The sequence below is a fragment of the Pantoea sp. NGS-ED-1003 genome (assembly GCF_000738765.1).
Classification (GTDB): Bacteria; Pseudomonadota; Gammaproteobacteria; order Enterobacterales; family Enterobacteriaceae; genus Pantoea; species Pantoea septica.
This window is the reverse complement of record NZ_JPQA01000003.1, coordinates 215,539-235,650: the sequence shown is the minus strand read 5'-3', so window position 1 is coordinate 235,650 and position 20,112 is coordinate 215,539. Positions and strand designations below refer to the sequence as shown.

General features: G+C 59.2%; 22 protein-coding genes. 14 read left to right on the top strand and 8 right to left on the bottom strand.

What is annotated here, in order from left to right; translation table 11 throughout:
• Positions 1 to 98 precede the first annotated feature (98 nt).
• Positions 99 to 557, top strand: a complete 459-nt coding sequence (locus tag JS46_RS07350; RefSeq protein WP_033749344.1) for a DNA polymerase III subunit chi — start codon at positions 99 to 101, stop codon at positions 555 to 557.
• Positions 558 to 562: 5 nt separating this feature from the next.
• Positions 563 to 3,418 (top strand): valine--tRNA ligase, encoded by a 2,856-nt coding sequence (locus JS46_RS07345; protein WP_033749342.1) that lies wholly within the window; start codon positions 563 to 565, stop codon positions 3,416 to 3,418.
• Positions 3,419 to 3,495: 77 nt separating this feature from the next.
• Here JS46_RS07345 and JS46_RS07340 read toward each other — a convergent pair whose 3' ends face one another.
• Complete coding sequence (locus JS46_RS07340) at positions 3,496 to 4,743, bottom strand: hypothetical protein (protein ID WP_033749341.1); 1,248 nt, start codon at positions 4,741 to 4,743, stop codon at positions 3,496 to 3,498.
• Positions 4,744 to 4,839: 96 nt separating this feature from the next.
• Here JS46_RS07340 and JS46_RS07335 point away from each other — a divergent pair, with 96 nt between their 5' ends.
• On the top strand, positions 4,840 to 5,343 hold the full coding sequence (locus JS46_RS07335; RefSeq protein ID WP_033749340.1) for a GNAT family N-acetyltransferase: 504 nt from the start codon (positions 4,840 to 4,842) through the stop codon (positions 5,341 to 5,343).
• Positions 5,344 to 5,357: 14 nt separating this feature from the next.
• Here JS46_RS07335 and JS46_RS07330 read toward each other — a convergent pair whose 3' ends face one another.
• Positions 5,358 to 6,119 (bottom strand): tRNA-(ms[2]io[6]A)-hydroxylase, encoded by a 762-nt coding sequence (locus tag JS46_RS07330; RefSeq protein ID WP_033749339.1) that lies wholly within the window; start codon positions 6,117 to 6,119, stop codon positions 5,358 to 5,360.
• A gap of 56 nt (positions 6,120 to 6,175) precedes the next feature.
• Entirely contained in the window at positions 6,176 to 6,604 is a 429-nt protein-coding gene (gene rraB, locus JS46_RS07325) for a ribonuclease E inhibitor RraB (protein WP_033749338.1), read from the bottom strand.
• A 163-nt stretch (positions 6,605 to 6,767) separates the two neighbouring features.
• Here rraB and argF point away from each other — a divergent pair, with 163 nt between their 5' ends.
• From argF to nrdG, 6 genes are all read left to right on the top strand, one after another.
• The gene (gene argF, locus JS46_RS07320; protein ID WP_033749336.1) at positions 6,768 to 7,775 is read left to right on the top strand and encodes an ornithine carbamoyltransferase; all 1,008 of its coding nucleotides are present in this window, start codon (positions 6,768 to 6,770) and stop codon (positions 7,773 to 7,775) included.
• A gap of 234 nt (positions 7,776 to 8,009) precedes the next feature.
• On the top strand, positions 8,010 to 8,945 hold the full coding sequence (pyrB, locus tag JS46_RS07315) for an aspartate carbamoyltransferase (RefSeq protein WP_033749335.1): 936 nt from the start codon (positions 8,010 to 8,012) through the stop codon (positions 8,943 to 8,945).
• Positions 8,946 to 8,957: 12 nt separating this feature from the next.
• On the top strand, positions 8,958 to 9,422 hold the full coding sequence (pyrI, locus tag JS46_RS07310) for an aspartate carbamoyltransferase regulatory subunit (RefSeq protein WP_033749334.1): 465 nt from the start codon (positions 8,958 to 8,960) through the stop codon (positions 9,420 to 9,422).
• A gap of 82 nt (positions 9,423 to 9,504) precedes the next feature.
• Positions 9,505 to 9,891 (top strand): 2-iminobutanoate/2-iminopropanoate deaminase, encoded by a 387-nt coding sequence (ridA, locus tag JS46_RS07305; RefSeq protein ID WP_033749332.1) that lies wholly within the window; start codon positions 9,505 to 9,507, stop codon positions 9,889 to 9,891.
• Between the two features lie 197 nt (positions 9,892 to 10,088).
• Positions 10,089 to 12,227: an anaerobic ribonucleoside-triphosphate reductase gene (nrdD, locus tag JS46_RS07300; RefSeq protein WP_033749331.1), complete on the top strand. Its 2,139-nt coding sequence runs from the start codon at positions 10,089 to 10,091 to the stop codon at positions 12,225 to 12,227.
• The gene (gene nrdG, locus JS46_RS07295) at positions 12,224 to 12,703 is read left to right on the top strand and encodes an anaerobic ribonucleoside-triphosphate reductase-activating protein (protein WP_033749330.1); all 480 of its coding nucleotides are present in this window, start codon (positions 12,224 to 12,226) and stop codon (positions 12,701 to 12,703) included. Before nrdD ends, nrdG begins: the two co-directional genes overlap by 4 nt.
• Here nrdG and JS46_RS07290 read toward each other — a convergent pair.
• On the bottom strand, positions 12,700 to 13,326 hold the full coding sequence (locus JS46_RS07290; protein ID WP_033749329.1) for an NAD(P)H-binding protein: 627 nt from the start codon (positions 13,324 to 13,326) through the stop codon (positions 12,700 to 12,702). The genes nrdG and JS46_RS07290 overlap by 4 nt on opposite strands.
• A 143-nt stretch (positions 13,327 to 13,469) precedes the next feature.
• On the opposite strand from JS46_RS07290, the gene JS46_RS07285 reads away from it, so the two are divergent.
• Entirely contained in the window at positions 13,470 to 13,991 is a 522-nt protein-coding gene (locus JS46_RS07285) for a type 1 glutamine amidotransferase domain-containing protein (protein WP_033749328.1), read from the top strand.
• An 18-nt stretch (positions 13,992 to 14,009) separates the two neighbouring features.
• On the opposite strand, the gene JS46_RS07280 is transcribed toward JS46_RS07285, so the two are convergent.
• Entirely contained in the window at positions 14,010 to 14,456 is a 447-nt protein-coding gene (locus tag JS46_RS07280) for a YhbP family protein (protein ID WP_033749327.1), read from the bottom strand.
• 90 nt (positions 14,457 to 14,546) lie between these two features.
• On the opposite strand from JS46_RS07280, the gene JS46_RS07275 reads away from it, so the two are divergent.
• Positions 14,547 to 14,834 (top strand): GIY-YIG nuclease family protein, encoded by a 288-nt coding sequence (locus JS46_RS07275; protein WP_033749640.1) that lies wholly within the window; start codon positions 14,547 to 14,549, stop codon positions 14,832 to 14,834.
• On the opposite strand, the gene JS46_RS07270 is transcribed toward JS46_RS07275, so the two are convergent.
• Positions 14,818 to 15,324, bottom strand: a complete 507-nt coding sequence (locus JS46_RS07270; RefSeq protein WP_033749326.1) for a GNAT family N-acetyltransferase — start codon at positions 15,322 to 15,324, stop codon at positions 14,818 to 14,820. The genes JS46_RS07275 and JS46_RS07270 overlap by 17 nt on opposite strands.
• On the bottom strand, positions 15,318 to 15,842 hold the full coding sequence (locus JS46_RS07265; RefSeq protein ID WP_033749324.1) for an SCP2 domain-containing protein: 525 nt from the start codon (positions 15,840 to 15,842) through the stop codon (positions 15,318 to 15,320). Before JS46_RS07265 ends, JS46_RS07270 begins: the two co-directional genes overlap by 7 nt.
• A gap of 203 nt (positions 15,843 to 16,045) precedes the next feature.
• On the opposite strand from JS46_RS07265, the gene JS46_RS07260 reads away from it, so the two are divergent.
• The 3 genes from JS46_RS07260 to JS46_RS07250 all read left to right on the top strand — a co-directional run bounded on the left by JS46_RS07260 (position 16,046) and on the right by JS46_RS07250 (position 19,060).
• Positions 16,046 to 17,041 (top strand): peptidase U32 family protein, encoded by a 996-nt coding sequence (locus tag JS46_RS07260; RefSeq protein ID WP_033749323.1) that lies wholly within the window; start codon positions 16,046 to 16,048, stop codon positions 17,039 to 17,041.
• 10 nt (positions 17,042 to 17,051) lie between these two features.
• Positions 17,052 to 17,933: a U32 family peptidase gene (locus JS46_RS07255; protein WP_033749322.1), complete on the top strand. Its 882-nt coding sequence runs from the start codon at positions 17,052 to 17,054 to the stop codon at positions 17,931 to 17,933.
• Between the two features lie 116 nt (positions 17,934 to 18,049).
• Positions 18,050 to 19,060 carry a luciferase-like monooxygenase gene (locus JS46_RS07250; protein WP_033749321.1) on the top strand — a complete coding sequence of 337 codons (1,011 nt, stop codon included), beginning with the start codon at positions 18,050 to 18,052 and terminating at the stop codon, positions 19,058 to 19,060.
• Between the two features lie 18 nt (positions 19,061 to 19,078).
• On the opposite strand, the gene JS46_RS07245 is transcribed toward JS46_RS07250, so the two are convergent.
• Positions 19,079 to 19,981 (bottom strand): AraC family transcriptional regulator, encoded by a 903-nt coding sequence (locus JS46_RS07245; protein ID WP_033749320.1) that lies wholly within the window; start codon positions 19,979 to 19,981, stop codon positions 19,079 to 19,081.
• Positions 19,982 to 20,112 lie beyond the last annotated feature (131 nt).

Sequence of the window (20,112 nt, the reverse complement as noted above, 5' to 3'; positions counted from 1 at the left end):
GATTTATACCACCGCAGACGCCATATCCATCTCATCGGGAAGTGCTACCGCGCGCCTTAGCTGGTAACATCGACACCTCTCACCCACAAGGCATTTCCATGAAAAACGCAACCTTCTACGTAATGGAAACGGACTCGCCCAGCGAAGAGCTGAGCGCCATCGAGGCGCTGGTGTGCGATCTGGCGGAAACGCGCTGGCGGGCGGGCAAACGCATTTTGATCGCCTGTGAAGACGAACAGCAGGCCATTCGCCTCGACGAGGCGCTGTGGCAGCGCCCGGCCAACGCCTTCGTGCCGCATAATCTGGCGGGCGAAGGTCCGCGCTACGGCGCGCCGGTCGAGCTCGCCTGGCCGCAGCGTCGCGGCAGCTCGCCGCGCGATCTGCTGATCAGCCTGCTGCCGCAGTTTGCAGATTTTGCTACTGCTTTCCATGAAGTGATAGACTTCGTACCCTACGAAGAGTCTCAGAAACAGCTGGCGCGCGACCGCTATAAAGCGTACCGCAGCGTTGGTTTCCAATTGAATACGGCCACGCCGCCGCAGCCGCAAACGACATAGCAGAAATGGAAAAAACATATAACCCGCAAGACATCGAGCAGCCGCTTTACGAGCACTGGGAAGAGCAAGGCTATTTCAAGCCTAACGGCGATACCAGCCAGGAAAGCTTCTGCATAATGATCCCGCCGCCGAACGTCACCGGCAGCCTGCACATGGGTCACGCTTTCCAGCAGACCATCATGGACACCATGATCCGCTACCAGCGCATGCAGGGGAAAAACACGCTGTGGCAGGTCGGCACCGACCATGCGGGCATCGCCACCCAGATGGTGGTAGAGCGCAAGATCGCCGCCGAAGAGGGCAAAACGCGCCAGGACTACGGCCGCGACGCCTTTATCGAGAAAATCTGGCAGTGGAAGGCGGAATCGGGCGGCACCATTACCCGCCAGATGCGCCGCCTCGGCAACTCCGTGGACTGGGAGCGCGAACGCTTCACCATGGACGACGGCCTCTCCAATGCGGTGAAAGAGGTGTTTGTTCGCCTGCATAAAGAGAATCTGATCTACCGCGGCAAACGCCTGGTGAACTGGGATCCGAAACTGCGCACCGCGATTTCCGATCTGGAAGTGGAAAACCGCGAGAGCAAAGGCTCGATGTGGCACATCCGCTATCCGCTGGCGGACGGCGTGAAAACCGCCGAAGGCAAAGATTATCTGGTGGTCGCCACCACGCGTCCGGAAACCCTGCTGGGCGATACCGGCGTGGCGGTCAACCCGGAAGACCCGCGCTACAAAGATCTGATCGGCAAAGAGGTGCTCCTGCCGCTGGTGAACCGTCGCATTCCCATCGTGGGCGACGAGCACGCGGATATGGAGAAAGGCACTGGCTGCGTAAAAATCACGCCGGCGCACGACTTCAACGACTATGAAGTCGGTCGTCGCCACAAGCTGCCGATGATCAATATCCTGACCTTCGACGGCGATATCCGCGAGCGCGCCCAGGTTTACGACACCAACGGTGAAGTGAGCGACGCCTGCTCGGACGAGATCCCGGCGGCGTTCCAAAAGATGGAGCGCTTCGCCGCGCGTAAGGCGATTGTCGCCGCCGTGGACGAACTGGGCCTGCTGGACGAGATCAAACCGCACGACCTGACCGTGCCTTACGGCGATCGCGGCGGCGTGGTCATCGAGCCGATGCTGACCGACCAGTGGTACGTGCGTACCGCGCCGCTGGCGAAAGTCGCGGTCGAGGCGGTCGAGAACGGCGATATCCAGTTCGTGCCGAAGCAGTATGAAAACATGTACTTCTCCTGGATGCGCGATATTCAGGACTGGTGTATTTCGCGCCAGCTCTGGTGGGGCCACCGCATTCCGGCCTGGTACGACAACGACGGCAACGTCTATGTTGGCCGCAGCGAAGAGGAAGTGCGCAGCGAAAACAACCTGGGCGCGGACGTGGCACTGCGTCAGGACGAAGACGTGCTCGACACCTGGTTCTCCTCTGGCCTCTGGACCTTCTCGACCCTCGGCTGGCCGGAGAACACCGAAGCGCTGCGTCAGTTCCACCCGACCAGCGTGCTGGTAAGCGGCTTCGACATTATCTTCTTCTGGATCGCCCGCATGATCATGCTGACCATGCACTTCCTCAAAGATGAAGACGGCAAGCCGCAGGTGCCGTTCAAGACCGTCTATATGACCGGTCTAATCCGCGACGAAGAAGGCCAGAAGATGTCGAAATCCAAAGGCAACGTTATCGATCCGCTGGATATGGTCGACGGCATCTCGCTGGAAGATCTGCTGGAAAAACGTACCGGCAACATGATGCAGCCGCAGCTGGCGGAGAAGATCCGCAAGCGCACCGAGAAGCAGTTCCCGGACGGCATCGAGCCGTCAGGCACCGACGCGCTGCGCTTTACCCTGGCGGCGCTCGCCTCGACCGGCCGCGACATCAACTGGGATATGAAGCGTCTTGAAGGCTACCGCAACTTCTGCAACAAGCTGTGGAACGCCAGCCGTTTCGTGCTGATGAACACCGAAGATCAGGATTGCGGTCAGAACGGCGGCGAGATGACGCTGTCGCTGGCAGATCGTTGGATCCTCGCCGAGTTCAATAACACGGTGAAAGCGTACCGCGAGGCGCTGGACAGCTATCGTTTCGATATCGCCGCGAATATTCTCTATGACTTCACCTGGAACCAGTTCTGCGACTGGTACCTGGAGCTGACTAAGCCGGTAATGAACAACGGCAGCGAAGCGGAGCTGCGCGGCACGCGCAATACGCTGGTGACGGTGCTGGAAGCGCTGCTGCGCCTTGCCCATCCGATCATTCCGTTTATCACCGAGACCATCTGGCAGCGTGTGAAGGTGCTGAAGAACATCAGCGACGACACCATTATGCTGCAGCCTTTCCCGCAGTACGACGCGGCGAAAGTGGATGCGGAAGCGATGGCGGATATCGAGTGGATGAAGCAGGCGATCGTCGCGGTGCGTAATATCCGCGCCGAAATGAATATCGCCCTGAGCAAGCCGCTCGACGTGCTGCTGCGCGACTGTTCTCCTGCGGCGCTGCGCCGTGTGGAAGCGAACCGCACTTTCCTGTCGCGCCTGGCGCGTCTGGAGAGCCTGACCATCCTGCCGGCGGGCGAGAAAGGGCCGGTGTCCGTGACGAAAATCGTCGAAGGCGCCGAGCTGCTGATCCCGATGGCGGGCCTGGTAGACAAGGCGGCAGAGCTGGATCGTCTGGCGAAAGAGCTGGGCAAGCTCGACGTCGAAATCGAGAAGATTCAGGTCAAGCTGGCGAACGAAGGCTTTGTCTCGCGCGCGCCGGAAGCGGTAGTAGCGAAAGAGCGCGAGCGCGTTGCCGAGCTGGAGCAGTCGAAAGCGAAACTGATTGAACAGCAGGCGGTGATTGCGGCGCTCTGATTTAACGCCGCGTCTGTAGAAAAACCCTGCGCTTCGGTGCGGGGTTTTTTATTGGCGATTTTGCGCACGATGTTTATTTATGCTTTAAAAAAATCAGTTTCATCGTGCAAAGATTCAAATAAAACTTTTAACGCCTCGCCTGTTCTCACCTGATCGCTTTTAGCTATCAAACAAAATTGACTTAGCTCATTTACTGCAAGTTTAGACTTTGTGTCTGTTTTCCAGAGTAAACCATTATGCTCCAGAGCCTTTTGCCTTAATTCTTTCAAAAATGAAGGACACACAAGTAAGACATCGCCATTGGAAAAGACTTCGATTCCTTTAACGAGGCGAATATTACCCTCATTCCATTTCCGCGATTCCCCCCACTGTTCTTCGGGGAAATAGTATGCGGGAAATTGATCTGCGTTAAAGGCAAAAACCTTTGTCTGCCAGGAAGACATTCCAACCAATTCAATTCCACGCTGGTTAATCTGGACGAGCAAGGAAGAAAAAACAACAAAAATAAAAATAAGCACGGCTGGCGCCAATGCCAGAGTGGGGTGTACGGCCTGCACCTGAGCAGGCTTACTCTTAAAAACCCCAACAAGAGCAGGCATAAAAAGAAAAAAATACAGCACGACCACAATAGCATATTGCACCAACAGACTTTCACTTGCGAAGTATATCTTCGAGCCTGTTAAAATATAAAGCGGAACAATTGAAACGAAGGCGATCATCAGTGATATCAAGCAGTAAAAGATGTTTATTATTATTGTATTGGCTTTGAAACTTTCCCACCTAAACCAGCGTGACAAGGCACGATCTGGTTTGTTTTTTCGCTCGTGCAGACGCTGTAAGCGAGTAATGAAACCTCTCAAGTACTTTTGTCTTTTATTATTTATAAAAAAGTTGAAGAATACATGGCTGACAAAAGCGGTAACAGAAGGAATATACAATAACTCTATGCTGATTTTTTCTTTTAGAAAAAGCACTGTCACCGCGGTGATCACTGCCACTAAAGCAGTTGCAGCAGCACATCCCTCATTATAGTAAACTTCAAGTCGTTCACTGAGCCCCCGCTTCTTTTTATCTTTAATCGTGCTTTTTAGCCCCGTTAAAGCACAAAGCGCAGATGGCATGACAAACATAAAAGATGTAGCGACAAAGAACACCAGCGAACATATTAATATCGCCAGGCTTCCTGCAACATTACTTATAATAAAGGGAAAGAAATCTAAGCGGCCGATCCACTGGAAATAAGCCCATACGTTTATAAACCCCATTACAATAAAAAGAACAGATAAGTTTTTATAGTTTTTAAATAACCAGCGTAATGCTGCCATTCCATGCCTCCTTGCATTATCAGTTATATTGCTTTTCACTGACGATAATGCTATTTCTGGTGAATGTCTAACCGATTTTAACCACGCTATTTCGCCATGATCCCTGATACTCAGCCTTCACTTAAGCTGCGCCCTATCAGCGCCGCCGACAATCCCCATATCGCCCAGGTTATCCGCACCGTCTCAGCAGAGTTCGGCCTGACCGCCGACAAAGGCTATACCGTGGCCGATCCGCAGCTCGACAGCCTGTATGAACTTTACAGCGCCGAGCACAGCGCCTACTGGATTGTGGAGCACCAGGGGAAAGTCGCAGGCGGAGGCGGCATCGCCCCGCTCGCCTGCAGTGCGCCTGATATCTGCGAGCTGCAGAAAATGTATTTCCTGCCGGAGGTACGCGGCTTCGGCGTGGCGCGCGAGCTGGCGCTGCGCGCGATGGAGCATGCGCGCCAGCGCGGCTTCCGCCGCTGCTATCTGGAAACCACAGGCACTCTGACGCGCGCCATTAAACTCTACGAGTCGCTGGGCTTTGAACGCATCGACGAGGTGCTCGGCTGTACCGGCCACGGCGACTGCGAATACAGAATGCTGAAGACGCTATAAGCGCGCCTTCCCGGTCAGAAGGCCGGCACGCCGCTGTGAAAGCGCAGCTCCGCGTCCGGCTCGCTAATCAGCTTCGCCTCCGCTTCACCAATCGCCCGCACGCGCGGCGCGATATCCTTCGGCGAGATCTGCGCCGCCAGGGCTAAATAGTCCTGATAGTGGCGCGCTTCCGAACGCAGCAGCGAGATATAGAACTTCTCCAGCTCCGCATCCAGCCAGGGCGCCAGGCTGGCGAAGCGTTCGCAGGATCGCGCTTCGATATAGGCGCCGCAGATCAGCTTGTCCACCAGCGTATCGGGCTCGTGCGTGGTGATCTCCCGCAGCAGCCCTTTGGCATAGCGGCTGGAGGTGATCTTTTTATAGGGCAAGCCGCGCGCCTGCATAATCTCCCATACCTGATAAAAGTGGTGCAGCTCCTCTTTAATCAGCAGCACCATCTTCTCCACCAGATCGTCCGCCCAGGGCAGCTCGTTGCGCACAATGATGCTTTTAGAAAGGCTTTTATGCGCCTGAATAAACTGGCTGTCGGGGTGCTCGCGGAAAATAAAATCTTCGTAGGGCTTCAGCCAGGCGAGGATCGCCTCGCCGCTCGGCTTGTCGGCGACATACTTACGGATCAGCCAGGTGGCGGTCTGCGCCGCTTTCAGTTCGCAAACCAGATGGTCGGTCAGCAGCAGCGTCAGGTTTTCCGGTTTGCGCGCCTCGTCAATCCAGGCTTGCGGCGTGCGGCAGTGTAGAAACTGATAGATAGGCTCAAGCAGCGGTGCGTAGTTCATGTCTGTTCAAAAGGCAGGAAACGGAAAGGCGGAGCGCGCGGCTCCGCCAGGGGAAATCAGTGGCGGACGCCGGTATCTTCGTCGCCGTCGATAATGTCGCCATCTTCGTCGTCATCTTCATCTTCGGCGTCGGGATCTTCGAAGTAGGTGCCCCAGCCGTCGTAGTCGACGTTGTATTTGCCCACCAGATTGACCAGCTGCTCAACCTGCGCGTCGATCAGCTCAGGCTTCAGCGCCGACTCGCTGAGGATATCGACGCACATCACCGTGGTGCCGTCCTCCAGCTCCAGCTCTTCTGGCTCGGTCACTTCATAACCCAGCTTAAACACGTCGACGGCCGCTTTTTCCAGCGAGTCGAAGTTGTTGCAGGAGAGATGATGTTCAATGGTATAGAGCGCATCCGGATCGCTGCCGTCTTCCAGCAGCTCATCAATGATCAGGCGTGTCTCTTCACGCTGCTCTTCCAGCAATGCTTCATATGCCATGGCGAATTCCCCTCAGTGTTCGGCAATAAACAAGTATTTTCCCACACTGCCCGGCGCGCCACTACTCAAAACGGAAAGTTTCTTTACGCTGGGGTTGAAAATGAATATTCATACGTTTAGATTGAATTTTCATTCAATCAGAATGGACGCACTGGAGCCCGTTATGAGTCACCTTTTTCAACGCCACTTCCTTCGGCTGCTCGATTTTAGCCCGGCCGATATCACCTCCCTGCTCGACCTCGCCGCTGAATTAAAACGCGCTAAAAAAAACGGTAGCGAAACCCAGCGCCTGAAGGGCAAAAACATCGCGCTCATCTTCGAAAAAGACTCGACCCGCACCCGATGCTCTTTCGAAGTTGCCGCATACGATCAGGGCGCTAATGTCACTTATCTCGGCCCGAGCGGCAGCCAGATCGGCCATAAAGAGTCGATGAAAGATACCGCCCGCGTGCTGGGCCGCATGTATGACGGCATCCAGTACCGCGGCTACGGCCAGGCGCTGGTAGAGACGCTGGCGGAATTCGCCGGCGTGCCGGTGTGGAACGGTCTCACAACCGAGTTCCACCCTACCCAGCTGCTGGCGGATCTGCTCACCATGCAGGAGCATCTGCCGGGCAAGGCGCTGAGCGAGATGACGCTGGTCTACGTCGGCGACGCCCGCAACAACATGGGCAACAGCATGCTGGAAGCGGCAGCGGTGACCGGCCTGGATTTGCGTCTGGTCGCGCCGAAAGGCTGCTGGCCGGAAGCCGATCTGGTCGAAACCTGCCGCCAGGCGGCGCAGCAAACCGGCGGCAGCATCACCCTGACCGAGGATATCGCCGCAGGCGTCAAGGGCGCGGACTTTATCTATACCGACGTCTGGGTGTCGATGGGCGAAGCGAAAGCGGTATGGGAAGAGCGCATTGCGCTGCTGCGCGACTATCAGGTCAATCAGGCGATGCTGCAGCTGACCGGCAACCCGCAGGTGAAGTTTCTGCACTGTCTGCCGGCGTTTCATGACGATCAGACCACGCTGGGGCGTCAGATGGCCGAGCAGTACGGTCTGCACGGCGGCATGGAGGTGAGCAACGAAGTTTTCGAATCGGAGCACAGCATCGTATTCGACCAGGCGGAGAACCGTATGCACACCATTAAAGCGGTCATGGTGGCGACGCTGAGCCAGGCGTAGCCGCTCAGCCAGCCGATCCGCAAACGTTTCCCTTGATGCAAAACGCCGGACGGGTATAATGCGCCCCAATTTGCCGGAGGAAGCATGCAACAGCGCAGCGCAAACATTCACGCGACATCACGCCTGAACGCAGGCGGCGCCCCTGTTTTTTCCGTCATCAACCCGATCGTAAAAAAAGCCCCTTAAGCAGGGGCTTTTTTTTGTCCGCAATTCGGCAGCTCAGAGAGGCGAACTATGGCTAACCCGTTATATCGCAAACATATTATTTCTATTAACGATCTCAGCCGCGATGAACTAGAGCTGGTGCTGCATACCGCTGCGCGGCTGAAAGCCAACCCGCAGCCGGAACTGCTGAAGCACAAGGTCATCGCCAGCTGCTTTTTTGAAGCCTCGACGCGCACGCGCCTGTCGTTTGAAACGGCGATGCACCGGCTGGGCGCGTCGGTGGTGGGCTTCGCCGACGGCAGCAACACTTCGCTCGGCAAAAAGGGCGAAACTCTGGCGGATACCATTTCCGTTATCGGCACCTACGTTGACGCCATCGTGATGCGTCATCCGCAAGAGGGCGCGGCGCGGCTCGCTACGGAATTTTCCGGCGGCGTGCCGATCCTCAACGCCGGGGACGGCGCCAATCAGCATCCGACCCAGACACTGCTGGATCTCTTTACCATTCTTGAGACGCAGAGCCGCCTGGACAACCTGAGCATCGCCATGGTCGGCGACCTGAAATATGGCCGCACGGTGCACTCCCTGACGCAGGCGCTGGCGAAGTTCGACGGCAACCGTTTCTACTTTATCGCGCCCGACGCGCTGGCGATGCCGGCCTATATCACCGATACGCTGGACGAGCGCGGCATTGTCTGGTCGCGCCACGACAGCATCGAAGCGGTGATCCCGCACGCCGATATTCTCTATATGACCCGCGTGCAGAAAGAGCGCCTCGACCCGTCGGAATACGCCAACGTCAAGGCGCAGTTTATTCTGCGCGCGGCGGATCTGACCGGCGCGCGCGACAATATGAAAGTGCTGCATCCGCTGCCGCGCGTTGACGAGATCGCCACCGACGTGGATAAAACGCCCTACGCCTGGTATTTCCAGCAGGCGGGCAACGGCATCTTCGCGCGTCAGGCTCTGCTGGCGCTGGTACTCAACAGCGAACAGGATCTGTAAGGAGCAATCGCCATGACTCACGACAACAAACTGCAGGTAGAAGCGATCAAGCGCGGCACGGTCATCGACCATATTCCGGCGCAGGTCGGGTTTAAGCTGCTCTCGCTGTTTCGCCTCACCGAAACCGACCAGCGCATCACCATCGGCCTTAACCTGCCTTCGGGCGAGCTGGGGCGCAAAGATCTGATCAAGATTGAGAACACCTTTCTTACCGAGGATCAGATCAATCAGCTGGCGGTCTATGCGCCGCACGCCACGGTCAACCGCATCGACGACTATGAAGTGGTTGCGAAAATCGCGCCGACGCTGCCGGAGCGCATCGAGCGCGTACTGACCTGTCCCAACGGCAACTGCATCAGCCGCAGCGAGCCGGTCTTCTCCAGCTTTGCGGTGAAAAAGCGCGACGCCGAAGTGCTGCTGACCTGCAAATATTGCGAGAAAGCCTTTGCGCACCACGTGGTGCTCGGTCACTGGTAATCGCTCTGCTCGTCCCTATAATGGGGCGATGTTTCTCGCCAGCGGCGGCTTGCCGCCGCTGCGTCACTCTTAAGGAGCAAGTATGTCTCGCGAAATCAGTACGGAAAAAGCGCCAGCGGCGATCGGTCCCTATGTGCAGGGCGTGGATCTGGGCAGTATGATCATCACCTCTGGCCAGATCCCGGTAGATCCGGCGACCGGCACGGTGCCAGACGCGATCGACGCCCAGGCGCGTCAGTCGCTGGAAAATGTGAAAGCGATCGTCGAAGCGGCTGGCCTGCAGGTTGGCGACATAGTGAAAACCACGGTGTTCGTCAAAGACCTTAACGACTTCGCCACCGTCAACGCCACCTACGAAGCCTTCTTCGCCGAGCATAACGCCAGCTTCCCGGCGCGCTCCTGCGTGGAAGTGGCGCGTCTGCCGAAAGATGTGAAGATCGAGATCGAAGCGATCGCCCTGCGCCGCTAAGGATCCGCTGCGCGCTGCGCCCGCAGCGCGCATCTCGTGCCCCGCTGATTAGCCCTCCATTTTCTCTTCTGCCTGGCTTTGCGCCACGACCCAATCTTCTTTGTTTCAGGTCAAAACCGCGGCGATTATATTCTCCTGACATCCATATATAGTGGCTAGAATCTTCCGCAGCACAACATGTAGCGGATGGAGAGAGCATGGCAAAGGTAGTGGTGAAGCGCGACGGCTGTCGCTCAGAGTTTGACGCAGCAAGAATCGAGGCGGCGGTGGCCGCTGCGGCGCGCGCGGCGCAGGTCGACGACGCGCCCTGGTGCGCAACGGTGGCTCAGCGCGTCAGCGAGAAGCTGGCCGATCGCGCCGAAGTGGATATCCGCGATATTCAGTTCGCGGTTGAAGAGACGCTGATGTGCGGCCCTTATCCGCAGCTGGCGCGCGCCTATATTGAATATCGTCACGATCGCGACGTGGCGCGCGAGCAGCGAGGCAAGCTGCACCACGCCATTCGCGGCCTGGTCGATCAGACCAACGCCGCGCTGCTGAACGAAAACGCCAATAAAGACAGCAAGGTGATCCCGACGCAGCGCGACCTGCTGGCGGGCATCGTCGCGAAACACTATGCGCAGCAGCAGCTGTTGCCGCGCGACGTGGTGCAGGCGCACGAGCGCGGCGAGATCCACTATCACGATCTCGACTACTCCCCGTTCTTCCCCATGTTCAACTGCATGCTGATCGATCTGAAAGGCATGCTCACCAACGGCTTCAAGATGGGCAACGCCGAGATCGAACCGCCGAAATCGATCGCCACCGCCACGGCGGTCACCGCGCAAATTATCGCGCAGGTCGCCAGCCATATTTACGGCGGCACCACCATTAACCGCATCGACGAGGTGCTGGCGCCCTTCGTTGAGCTCAGCATGGAAAAGCATCGCGCTATCGCCGCCGAATGGCAGATTGCCGACGTCGAGGCCTACGCGCGGGCGCGCACCGAGAAAGAGTGCTACGACGCCTTTCAGTCGCTGGAGTACGAGGTCAACACGCTGCACACCGCCAACGGCCAGACGCCGTTCGTCACCTTCGGCTTCGGGCTCGGCACCAGCTGGGCGGCGCGGCTTATCCAGCAGTCGATCCTGCGCAACCGCATCGCCGGACTGGGCAAAAACCACAAGACCGCCGTCTTTCCCAAGCTGGTCTTCGCGATTCGCGAAGGGCTCAATCGCCGTCCGGGCGATATCAACTACGATATCAAACAGCTGGCGCTGGAGTGCGCCAGCAAGCGCATGTATCCCGATATTCTTAACTACGACCAGGTAGTAAAAGTTACCGGCTCCTTTAAAACGCCGATGGGCTGCCGCAGCTTTCTCGGCGTCTATGAGGAAAACGGCGTCGAAATTCACGACGGCCGCAACAATCTGGGCGTCATCAGCCTCAATCTGCCGCGCATCGCGCTGGAGGCGCAGGGCGACGAGGCGCGCTTCTGGACGCTGCTCGACGAGCGGCTGGCGCTGGCGAAGCGCGCGCTGATGACGCGAATCGCCCGCCTGGAAAAAACCAAAGCGCGCGTGGCGCCGATCCTCTACATGGAGGGCGCCTGCGGCGTGCGGCTTAACGCCGATGACGAAGTGGGGCCGATTTTCCGCAACGGGCGCGCCTCGCTGTCGCTGGGCTATATCGGCCTGCATGAAACCCTGAACGCGCTGAGCGGCGGCGCGCGCCATCCCTATGACGATCCCGCGCTGCGCGCCAAAGGGATCGAGATTGTCTCGCGCCTGCGCGCCGCGACCGACGCCTGGAAAGCGGAAACCGGCTACGGCTTCAGCCTCTACAGCACGCCGAGCGAAAACCTCTGCGACCGCTTCTGCCGCCTCGATGCCGCGCAATTCGGCGTGGTGCCGGGCGTCACCGATAAAGGCTACTACACCAACAGCTTTCACCTCGACGTCGAGAAGAAGGTCAACCCTTACGACAAGATCGACTTTGAAGCGCCCTATCCGCCGCTGGCGAACGGCGGCTTCATCTGTTACGGCGAATACCCCAACGTGCAGCATAATCTCAAGGCGCTCGAGGATGTATGGGATTACAGCTACGATCGCGTGCCCTATTACGGCACCAATACGCCGATCGACGAATGCTATGAGTGCGGCTTTACCGGCGAGTTCAGCTGCACCAGCCGCGGCTTTACCTGCCCGAACTGCGGCAATCACGATCCGGCGCGCGTGTCGGTAACGCGCCGCGTCTGCGGCTATCTCGGCAGCCCCGACGCACGCCCGTTCAACGCCGGCAAGCAGGAAGAGGTGCAGCGACGCGTTAAACATCTGGAGAGCGGACCGCTGGGATGATGCATTTTCATCGCTACTATGATGTCGATATCGTTAACGGCCCCGGCACGCGCTGCACGCTGTTCGTGGCCGGATGCGAGCATCAGTGCCGCGGCTGCTATAACCAGAGCACCTGGCGGCTCGACTCCGGCACGCCTTTCACCCTTGAACACGAGGAGCGCCTGATCGCCGATCTGCAGGACAGGCGTATCCGGCGTCAGGGCCTGTCGCTGAGCGGCGGCGATCCGCTGCATCCGCACAACGTGCCGCATATCCGTCGGCTGGTGAAACGCGTGCGCGCCGAGTGTCCCGGCAAAGATATCTGGCTCTGGACCGGCTATCAGCGCGCCGAGCTCAGCTGCGCCCAGCGCGAGGTGCTGAGTTATATCGACGTGCTGATTGACGGGCGCTTCGTCGAGGCGGAAAAAGATGCGACGCTGCTGTGGCGCGGCAGCCGCAATCAGATTATCTGGGATCTGAGCAAAGAGCGCGACTAACGCGGGATTTGCCCCGACTCGATAATCTCGACGCTATCACCGGCTGGCTGAAAGGCGCAGGCGTGCATGTATTTTGCCACCGCCAGCGCAGAGACCGAACGCCAGTTGCCGGGCAGCACGCTGAACAGCGGCGCCATCAGGCTTTCGCCGGGACGTTTGCGCGTGCGCTCGCCCAGCAGCAGCGAAGGCCGCACCAGCGTCAGACGCGGCCAGCCCTGATGACGCAGCGCCGTCTCCATCTCGCCTTTTACCCGGTTATAGAAAAAGGGTGAATGGCGGTTCGCGCCGTGCGCGCTGACCGCCACCATCTGCTTCGCGCCCAGCCGCAGCCCGTTCAGGCCGGTATCCACCACCAGCGTATAGTCGACGTGCAGAAACGCCTCTTTACTGCCCGCCTCTTTGCGCGTGGTGCCGAGACAGCAAAATACGCTGTCGATAGCGACGCTGAGCGGGCGCAGCACGTCGGTCAGGTCCGCCTCCACCGGGTTGATGACTTTATTCATCGGCGGCAGCGGGCGACGCGTCGGCGCGATGATTTCGTCGACGCGCGCATCCGCCACCAGCAAGCGCAGTAGATGCGCGCCCACCAGGCCTGTCGCGCCGGTTACCAATACACGATGCATCTCGTCTCCCGCTAAGCTGTTGCCATTACTCTGAAATATAGTCAGCTTTCGCCGTCCGGCTTGCATTTTCAGCACAAACAACCAGGCTTAACCTGTTCACCAGGAGAGCGCATCGTGCGCAAACCATCATGAGGAGGGGAAAAATGAGCAAGAAGATTGCGGTGTTGATTACCGACGAATTTGAAGACTCAGAGTTCACCTCACCGGCCGACGCCTATAAACAGGCGGGCTTTGAGGTGGTGACCATTGAGAAAGAGGCGGGTAAAACCGTTACCGGCAAACAGGGCGAAGCGCAGGTGAAAATCGACCGCGCCATCGATGAAGTCAGCCCGGCCGAATTCGACGCGCTGCTGCTGCCAGGCGGCCACTCGCCCGATTCGCTGCGCAGCGACGATCGTTTCGTCGCCTTTACCAAAGAGTTCGTCGCCAGCGGCAAACCGATTTTCGCTATCTGCCACGGCCCGCAGCTGCTGATCAGCGCGAACGGCGTGCGCGGCCGCAAGATGACCTGCGTGAAGGCGATCGCTATCGATCTGCGCAACGCCGGCGCGGACTTCTATGACGAAGAGGTGATTGTGGATGACGATCGTCTCGTCACCAGCCGCACGCCGGACGATCTCCCGGCCTTTAACCGCGAGTCGCTGCGTATTCTGCAGGCGTCGTAATGCCGGTTTCCCTTTCCCTCAGGGGAAAGGGATTTCATTTTCTTCCCGCCGCCAGCTAATTTTTTTGCCAAATCCCAGCGCATTATCGGTCATCTTGACCTCATCCAGCTGAATCTCCCACAGCGGCGCAGAGACTTTGCGCGCCACCGGAAAACGTTTTTGATACGCCTTGCGCGCCTGCGCTTCCGCGTCGCCGTCGAGCAGCGCGATATGGCCGCGATACTGCACGCCTTTAATCAGCAGCACGGTTTTCGGCTGGCCGTTCACCGTGCCCGCGACCTGCGGATTGGCCTGCAGCAGCGCGCCGTGGCGCGTGTCGGGTTCGGTCATCAGCCAGAACGCCATACGCGCCTCGTCGAAGACGTAAAAACAGTTGGCGCACCAGAGATCGCCGTCGGCCTGACAGCAAAGAGAGAGGACATGCTGTTTTTTCAGGTAACGCACCAGATGAGAATGGTCAGACACGTTCTATTGCTCCGTGCAAAGATCGCCGGATAGCCGCCGCGCCGCTGGCGCGCTACACTGCCCGGCAGTAAAGATTCAGGGATGCAGATTATGAATGAGGGCTGGCAGCTCTATATCGTCCAGACCGCCGCCGGCGCGCTCTACACCGGCATTACCACCGACGTGACGCGGCGCGTCGAACAGCATGCAGCCGGACGCGGCGCGCGCGCGCTGCGCGGCAGAGGCCCGCTGGCGCTGGTGTATCGCTGCGACGCCGGCGACCGCGCCGCGGCGTCGCGGCTGGAGTACCAGGTCAAGCAGCTCAGCCGCCAGCAGAAGCTGCGGCTGGTGGCGCAACAGCCGGACTGCCTCGTCAGCTGGCTTACGCAAGCCGGCTAAACGGCTCGGCAAAATCGATCTCGCCTTCCGCGCCGACAAAGGCGTCGTCCGCCAGGCGATAGACCTGAAACGCCGCTTCGGCGCCTGGCCAGCGGCAGCGCAGCCCGTGGCGTGCGGCCGGCTCGAAGCCGAAGCGATGGTAGTATGCCGGATCGCCCACCACCACCACCGCGCCGTAGCCGAACTCATTCAGCGTATCCAGCCCGACGTAGATCAGCTGCTCGCCGATTTTCTGGCCGCGCACGCTTTCGTCTACCGCCAGCGGCGCCAGGCCGACCCAGTTGCGATCTTCGCCCTGTAAGGTTACCGGGCTGAAGGCAGCGTAGCCCAGCACCTGGCCTTCGTCGTCCGTCGCCACCACGCCCAGCGTCAGCAGCCCGTCTTCCCGCAGCTGCTGAACCAGTTCGGCTTCCGCTTCGGTCTTGAAGCTGCGTCTTAACAAACTGTCGATGCTTGCCGCATCCACGCCTATTTCTGTGCGAATTAACATACACTCTCCGCGCGCGCCTGTGCGGCCTTCGCGTCCTGTTTCATTCCCGCTTCGACAAACGCAGCCAGCTGCTGCAGTCCCGTGCGCAACGCCGTGGGCATGGCCTCGAGTTCCAGAGCATCCATCAGGTTTTTTATCTCCAGTCCCAGCTCCGTGTCGCCTTCGATCAGCAGACGACGCTGGAAAAACAGCATATCCGGATCCGCTTTACGGGCGGCGACCAGCAGCAGATCGTTAGCATTGCCGCGAAACCAGACGTCCGCTTCGGCATTCTGTACGACCCTGAGCTGGCCCTCTTCAATGGTGGTAATCCAGCGTAAACCCACATCCGCAATCTCGATACCCAGATGACGCGCCTGCAGAAAGTCTAACTCACCTTCCGCCAAAGCATGACGAAATTGCCAGTTTAGGAGTTGTTGCAGAAAGGCTTTTTTTAACGGGAACGGGGTCAGCGAAACAGGTAAAGCAAGGAATTTCGGGCCTTTTTTCACTAACTCAGCACGTAACTGTTGAAACACGGGCGTCTCTCCCTTTAGAAAATTTCAGGTATATTGCCACATCCGCCGCCGCACGCTGCAGCCGAGATCAATAATTTCACCGCCATGCTGCGCGAAATTTCCGCTATCCGTCTCGTCAACTGGCGATTCACTGCCCCAAATCAACATTTCCGCCCGGCCGCTTGCCTAGACTCGTCGCCTTATCCTGTCGACGAGGGATCACTATGGAACTGCTGTGTCCGGCCGGTAATCTGCCTGCCGTGCGTTCAGCGGTGGAGAATGGCGCCGATGCGGTGTATGTCGGACTGAAAGATGACACCAACGCGCGCCACTTCGCCGGGCTGAACTTTACCGACAAGAAGCTGGCGGAAGCGGCGCGCTATCTGCATCAGCATCGCCGTAAATTACATGTCGCTATTAATACCTTCGCTCATCCTGACGGCATGGGCCGCTGGCAACGCGCCATCGACGTGGCGGCGCAGAACGGCGCGGACGCGCTGATCCTTGCCGATATCGCCACGCTGGAGTACGCCGCGCAGCGCTATCCCGAGGTTGAACGCCATCTGTCGGTACAGGCCTCCGCCACCAATCTGGAAGCGGTGCGCTTCTACCATCGTCACTTCGCGCTGAGCCGCGTGGTGCTACCGCGCGTGCTGTCGCTGCATCAGGTGAAGCAGCTGGCGCGCGAGACGCCGGTGCCGCTCGAGGTGTTCGCCTTCGGCAGCCTCTGCATTATGGCGGAAGGCCGCTGCTATCTCTCCTCCTGGCTGACCGGCGAGTCGCCCAACAGCGCAGGCGCCTGTTCGCCGGCGAAGTTCGTGCGCTGGCAGCAAACGCCCAACGGCATGGAGTCGCGTCTTAACGACGTGCTGATCGATCGCTACGCGCCGGATGAGAGCGCCGGCTATCCCACGCTGTGCAAAGGCCGCTATCAGGTCGACGGCCAGCGCTATCACGTACTGGAGGAGCCCACCAGCCTCAATACCCTGACGTTGCTGCCGGATCTGCTGCGCGCGGGCGTCGCCTCGGTGAAGATTGAGGGACGTCAGCGCAGTCCGGCCTATGTGGCGCAGGTGGCGCGCGTCTGGCGACAGGCGATCGATCGCTGCAGGCGCGAGCCGGAGAACTTTGCGGTTACCGAGGCCTGGACGGCGGCGCTCGATGAGCTCTCCGAAGGCTCGCAGACCACGCTTGGCGCTTACCACCGTGAATGGCAATAAGGAGAAGAGAATGCAATACGCAATCGGTCCGGTGCTGTGGTACTGGCCGACAGAGCAGCTGGCGAGCTTTTACCAGCAGGCGGCGAACAGCAGCGCGGATATCGTCTACCTTGGCGAAGCGGTGTGCAGCAAACGACGCGCCACCTCGTATCAGCGCTGGATGGAGCTGGCGCGCGAGTTGGCGGCCAGCGGCAAGCAGGTAGTGCTGAGCACGCTGGCGCTGCTGCAGTCGCCTTCGGAGCTGAAAGAGCTGAAGCGCTACGTCGATAACGGCGAATTTCTCATCGAGGCCAACGACATCGGCACGGTGAATATGGCGGCCGAGCGCAAGCTGCCCTTTGTCGCCGGGCCCACACTTAACGTCTATAACGTTGAAACCCTGCATCTGCTGGTAAAAGAGGGCATGACGCGCTGGTGCATGCCGGTGGAGATGTCGCGCGACTGGCTGCTGCAGCTGCTGCAGCAGAGCGAAGAGCGTAACATCCGCAGCCGGTTCGAGGTCGAAGTGTTGGGCTACGGCTATTTGCCGCTGGCGCTGTCGGCGCGCTGCTTTACCGCCCGCGCCGAACATCGCGCCAAAGACGACTGTCAGACCTGCTGCATTAACTATCCTAACGGACGCCGCGTCCACTCGCAGGAAGGCCAGCAGGTGTTCGTGCTAAACGGCATTCAGACGATGAGCGGCTACTGCTACAACCTCGGCAACGATCTGGTCGGCATGCGTGGCTGGGTCGATATTCTGCGTCTGTCGCCGCAAAGCACCACGACGCTGGATGAGATCGCCCGCTTCCGCGCCAATGAAGAGGGGCAGTCGCCGCTGATGATGGCCAACGGCAACGACTGCAACGGCTACTGGCGTAAAGTGGCCGGCATGACGCTGTTATCCTCCTGAAAGGCACATACAGGCTAGCCGCCTGCCTTTGTTAGCAGTTTTAATATGGGCATTATTACGTAATACTGGTTGGTGCAGGTCAATCATCACCTGCGCCATACCCAACTGGAGTGCCCATGTCTGAGAAAAAACCCCTTCGTCTTTCCGTGCTGGATCTGGCGCCAATTCCGCAGGGTTCCACCGCGCGTGATGCCTTTCATACCTCGCTGGCGCTGGCGCGTCAGGCGGAAGCGTTGGGCTACGAACGTTACTGGCTGGCTGAGCACCATAATATGACCGGCATCGCCAGCGCGGCGACCTCGGTGCTGATCGGCTATCTGGCGGCCAACACCACAACCCTGCATCTGGGATCGGGCGGCATTATGCTGCCGAACCATGCGCCGCTGGTGATCGCCGAACAGTTCGGCACCCTGGCGTCGCTCTATCCCGGCCGCATCGATTTAGGCCTGGGCCGCGCGCCGGGCTCCGACCAGCGCACCATGATGGCGCTGCGCCGCCACCTCTCCAGCATCCATGCGGATACCTTCCCGGATGATGTTCAGGAGCTGATTAACTGGTTCGACGCCGACGAAGATGCGCAGCCGCCGGTTCAGCCCGTGCCTGGCCTCGGCATGAAGATTCCCGTCTGGCTGCTTGGTTCCAGCCTCTACAGCGCACAGCTCTCGGCGCAGCTCGGCCTGCCGTTCGCCTTTGCGTCGCACTTCGCGCCCGATCAGCTGTTCCAGGCGCTGCATCTCTATCGTGAAAAATTCCAGCCTTCGGCGCGTCTGGACAAGCCGTACGCCATGGTCTGCATCAACGTCGTCGCCGCCGACAGCGAGCGCGACGCGCGCTTCCTGTTCACTTCGCAGCAGCAGCAGTTTATCAACCTGCGCCGCGGCAAGCCGGGCCCGCTGCCTGCGCCGGTGGAAAACATGGATAATCTGTGGTCGCCGTCGGAGCAGTATGGCGTGCAGCAGGCGCTGAGCATGTCGCTGGTCGGCGATGCCGATAAAGTGCGTCACGGCCTGGCCGGACTGATGCGCGAAACCCAGGCGGACGAGATCATGGTCAACGGCCAAATCTTCGATACCGAGGCGCGTCTGCGCTCTTTCGCCATCGCGATGGAAGCGGCCCGCTCGCTGTAAGCTCTTCTGCGGTGGGCGCTACGCTTCCGGCCCCACCGTCAGCTGGCGCACGTCGCGCGCAGGAGACCGGCCGTAAAAACGGCTGTATTCCCGGCTGAACTGCGACGCGCTCTGGTACCCCACGCGATAGCCCGCCGTTCCGGCATCCAGCTTCTCTACCATCATCAGCCGTCGCGCCTCGTTGAGACGCAGCTGCTTCTGATACTGCATCGGCGTCATCGCGGTGACCGCTTTGAAATGATGGTGCAGCGAAGAGGCGCTCATACCGACGCTGCTGGCGAGCCGGCCGATTTTCAACGGCTGATGAAAATTCTCACGCAGCCAGCGCGCCGCGCGCGCCACCTTGTTGCCCGGCCGCTCCGCCAGCGCCATATTGAGGATGCGCCCGCCCTCCGGACCGGTCAGCAGACGATAGAAGATCTCCTGCTCGATAAGCGGCGCCAGCGCGGCGATATCCTGCGGTTGATCCAGCAGGCGAATCAGGCGGATAACCGCATCCACCAGCAGCGGCGACACTTTGTGCGCGGCGATGCCGCGCTCGGTGCGCGCTTCCACCAGCGGCGAAGTGAGCGGAAACGTATCGAGATAGCGCATCAGTCTCTCTTCGTTTATTGCGATGCCGATGCCGAGATTCGGCTTCTCGGGCGTGGCGACCGTTACGCAGGAGCGCACCGGCATATCCATCGTCACCAGCAGCAGATCGCCGGGGCCGTAGTGAATAATCTCCTCTCCCATACGCAGCGCTTTTCCGCCCTGCGCCACCAGCGCGAAGCTAGCCCATTGAGCATGATAGGTCGGTTCGGACGGCCGAGAGCTGCGGCCGAAAAAGAGAAAATCAATCGCGCTGTCGTGACGGCCATCGTCGGCTGCATGCCGCGCGATGAGCTGCGCCAGATGCGCCAGCTGTGCCGGTTCCGCCATATCCTCTTCCTTTTCTCCGCGAGTAAAGTGTGGTGAACATGTTACCCGAACGCGCGACGAAGGCAGCCGCCTCGCCGCCAGATTTGCAGGATTGTGCAAGAGACTTGCAGGATTGCGCTACCGCCCAATTG

What these genes read in the sequence shown, in the direction of transcription:
- JS46_RS07350 (WP_033749344.1), top strand. Translation starts at nt 99, where the DNA reads ATGAAAAACGCAACCTTCTACGTAATGGAAACGGACTCGCCCAGCGAA.
- JS46_RS07345 (WP_033749342.1), top strand. Translation starts at nt 563, where the DNA reads ATGGAAAAAACATATAACCCGCAAGACATCGAGCAGCCGCTTTACGAG.
- JS46_RS07340 (WP_033749341.1), bottom strand. Translation starts at nt 4,743, where the DNA reads ATGGCAGCATTACGCTGGTTATTTAAAAACTATAAAAACTTATCTGTT.
- JS46_RS07335 (WP_033749340.1), top strand. Translation starts at nt 4,840, where the DNA reads ATGATCCCTGATACTCAGCCTTCACTTAAGCTGCGCCCTATCAGCGCC.
- JS46_RS07330 (WP_033749339.1), bottom strand. Translation starts at nt 6,119, where the DNA reads ATGAACTACGCACCGCTGCTTGAGCCTATCTATCAGTTTCTACACTGC.
- rraB (WP_033749338.1), bottom strand. Translation starts at nt 6,604, where the DNA reads ATGGCATATGAAGCATTGCTGGAAGAGCAGCGTGAAGAGACACGCCTG.
- argF (WP_033749336.1), top strand. Translation starts at nt 6,768, where the DNA reads ATGAGTCACCTTTTTCAACGCCACTTCCTTCGGCTGCTCGATTTTAGC.
- pyrB (WP_033749335.1), top strand. Translation starts at nt 8,010, where the DNA reads ATGGCTAACCCGTTATATCGCAAACATATTATTTCTATTAACGATCTC.
- pyrI (WP_033749334.1), top strand. Translation starts at nt 8,958, where the DNA reads ATGACTCACGACAACAAACTGCAGGTAGAAGCGATCAAGCGCGGCACG.
- ridA (WP_033749332.1), top strand. Translation starts at nt 9,505, where the DNA reads ATGTCTCGCGAAATCAGTACGGAAAAAGCGCCAGCGGCGATCGGTCCC.
- nrdD (WP_033749331.1), top strand. Translation starts at nt 10,089, where the DNA reads ATGGCAAAGGTAGTGGTGAAGCGCGACGGCTGTCGCTCAGAGTTTGAC.
- nrdG (WP_033749330.1), top strand. Translation starts at nt 12,224, where the DNA reads ATGATGCATTTTCATCGCTACTATGATGTCGATATCGTTAACGGCCCC.
- JS46_RS07290 (WP_033749329.1), bottom strand. Translation starts at nt 13,326, where the DNA reads ATGCATCGTGTATTGGTAACCGGCGCGACAGGCCTGGTGGGCGCGCAT.
- JS46_RS07285 (WP_033749328.1), top strand. Translation starts at nt 13,470, where the DNA reads ATGAGCAAGAAGATTGCGGTGTTGATTACCGACGAATTTGAAGACTCA.
- JS46_RS07275 (WP_033749640.1), top strand. Translation starts at nt 14,547, where the DNA reads ATGAATGAGGGCTGGCAGCTCTATATCGTCCAGACCGCCGCCGGCGCG.
- JS46_RS07270 (WP_033749326.1), bottom strand. Translation starts at nt 15,324, where the DNA reads ATGTTAATTCGCACAGAAATAGGCGTGGATGCGGCAAGCATCGACAGT.
- JS46_RS07260 (WP_033749323.1), top strand. Translation starts at nt 16,046, where the DNA reads ATGGAACTGCTGTGTCCGGCCGGTAATCTGCCTGCCGTGCGTTCAGCG.
- JS46_RS07255 (WP_033749322.1), top strand. Translation starts at nt 17,052, where the DNA reads ATGCAATACGCAATCGGTCCGGTGCTGTGGTACTGGCCGACAGAGCAG.
- JS46_RS07250 (WP_033749321.1), top strand. Translation starts at nt 18,050, where the DNA reads ATGTCTGAGAAAAAACCCCTTCGTCTTTCCGTGCTGGATCTGGCGCCA.
- JS46_RS07245 (WP_033749320.1), bottom strand. Translation starts at nt 19,981, where the DNA reads ATGGCGGAACCGGCACAGCTGGCGCATCTGGCGCAGCTCATCGCGCGG.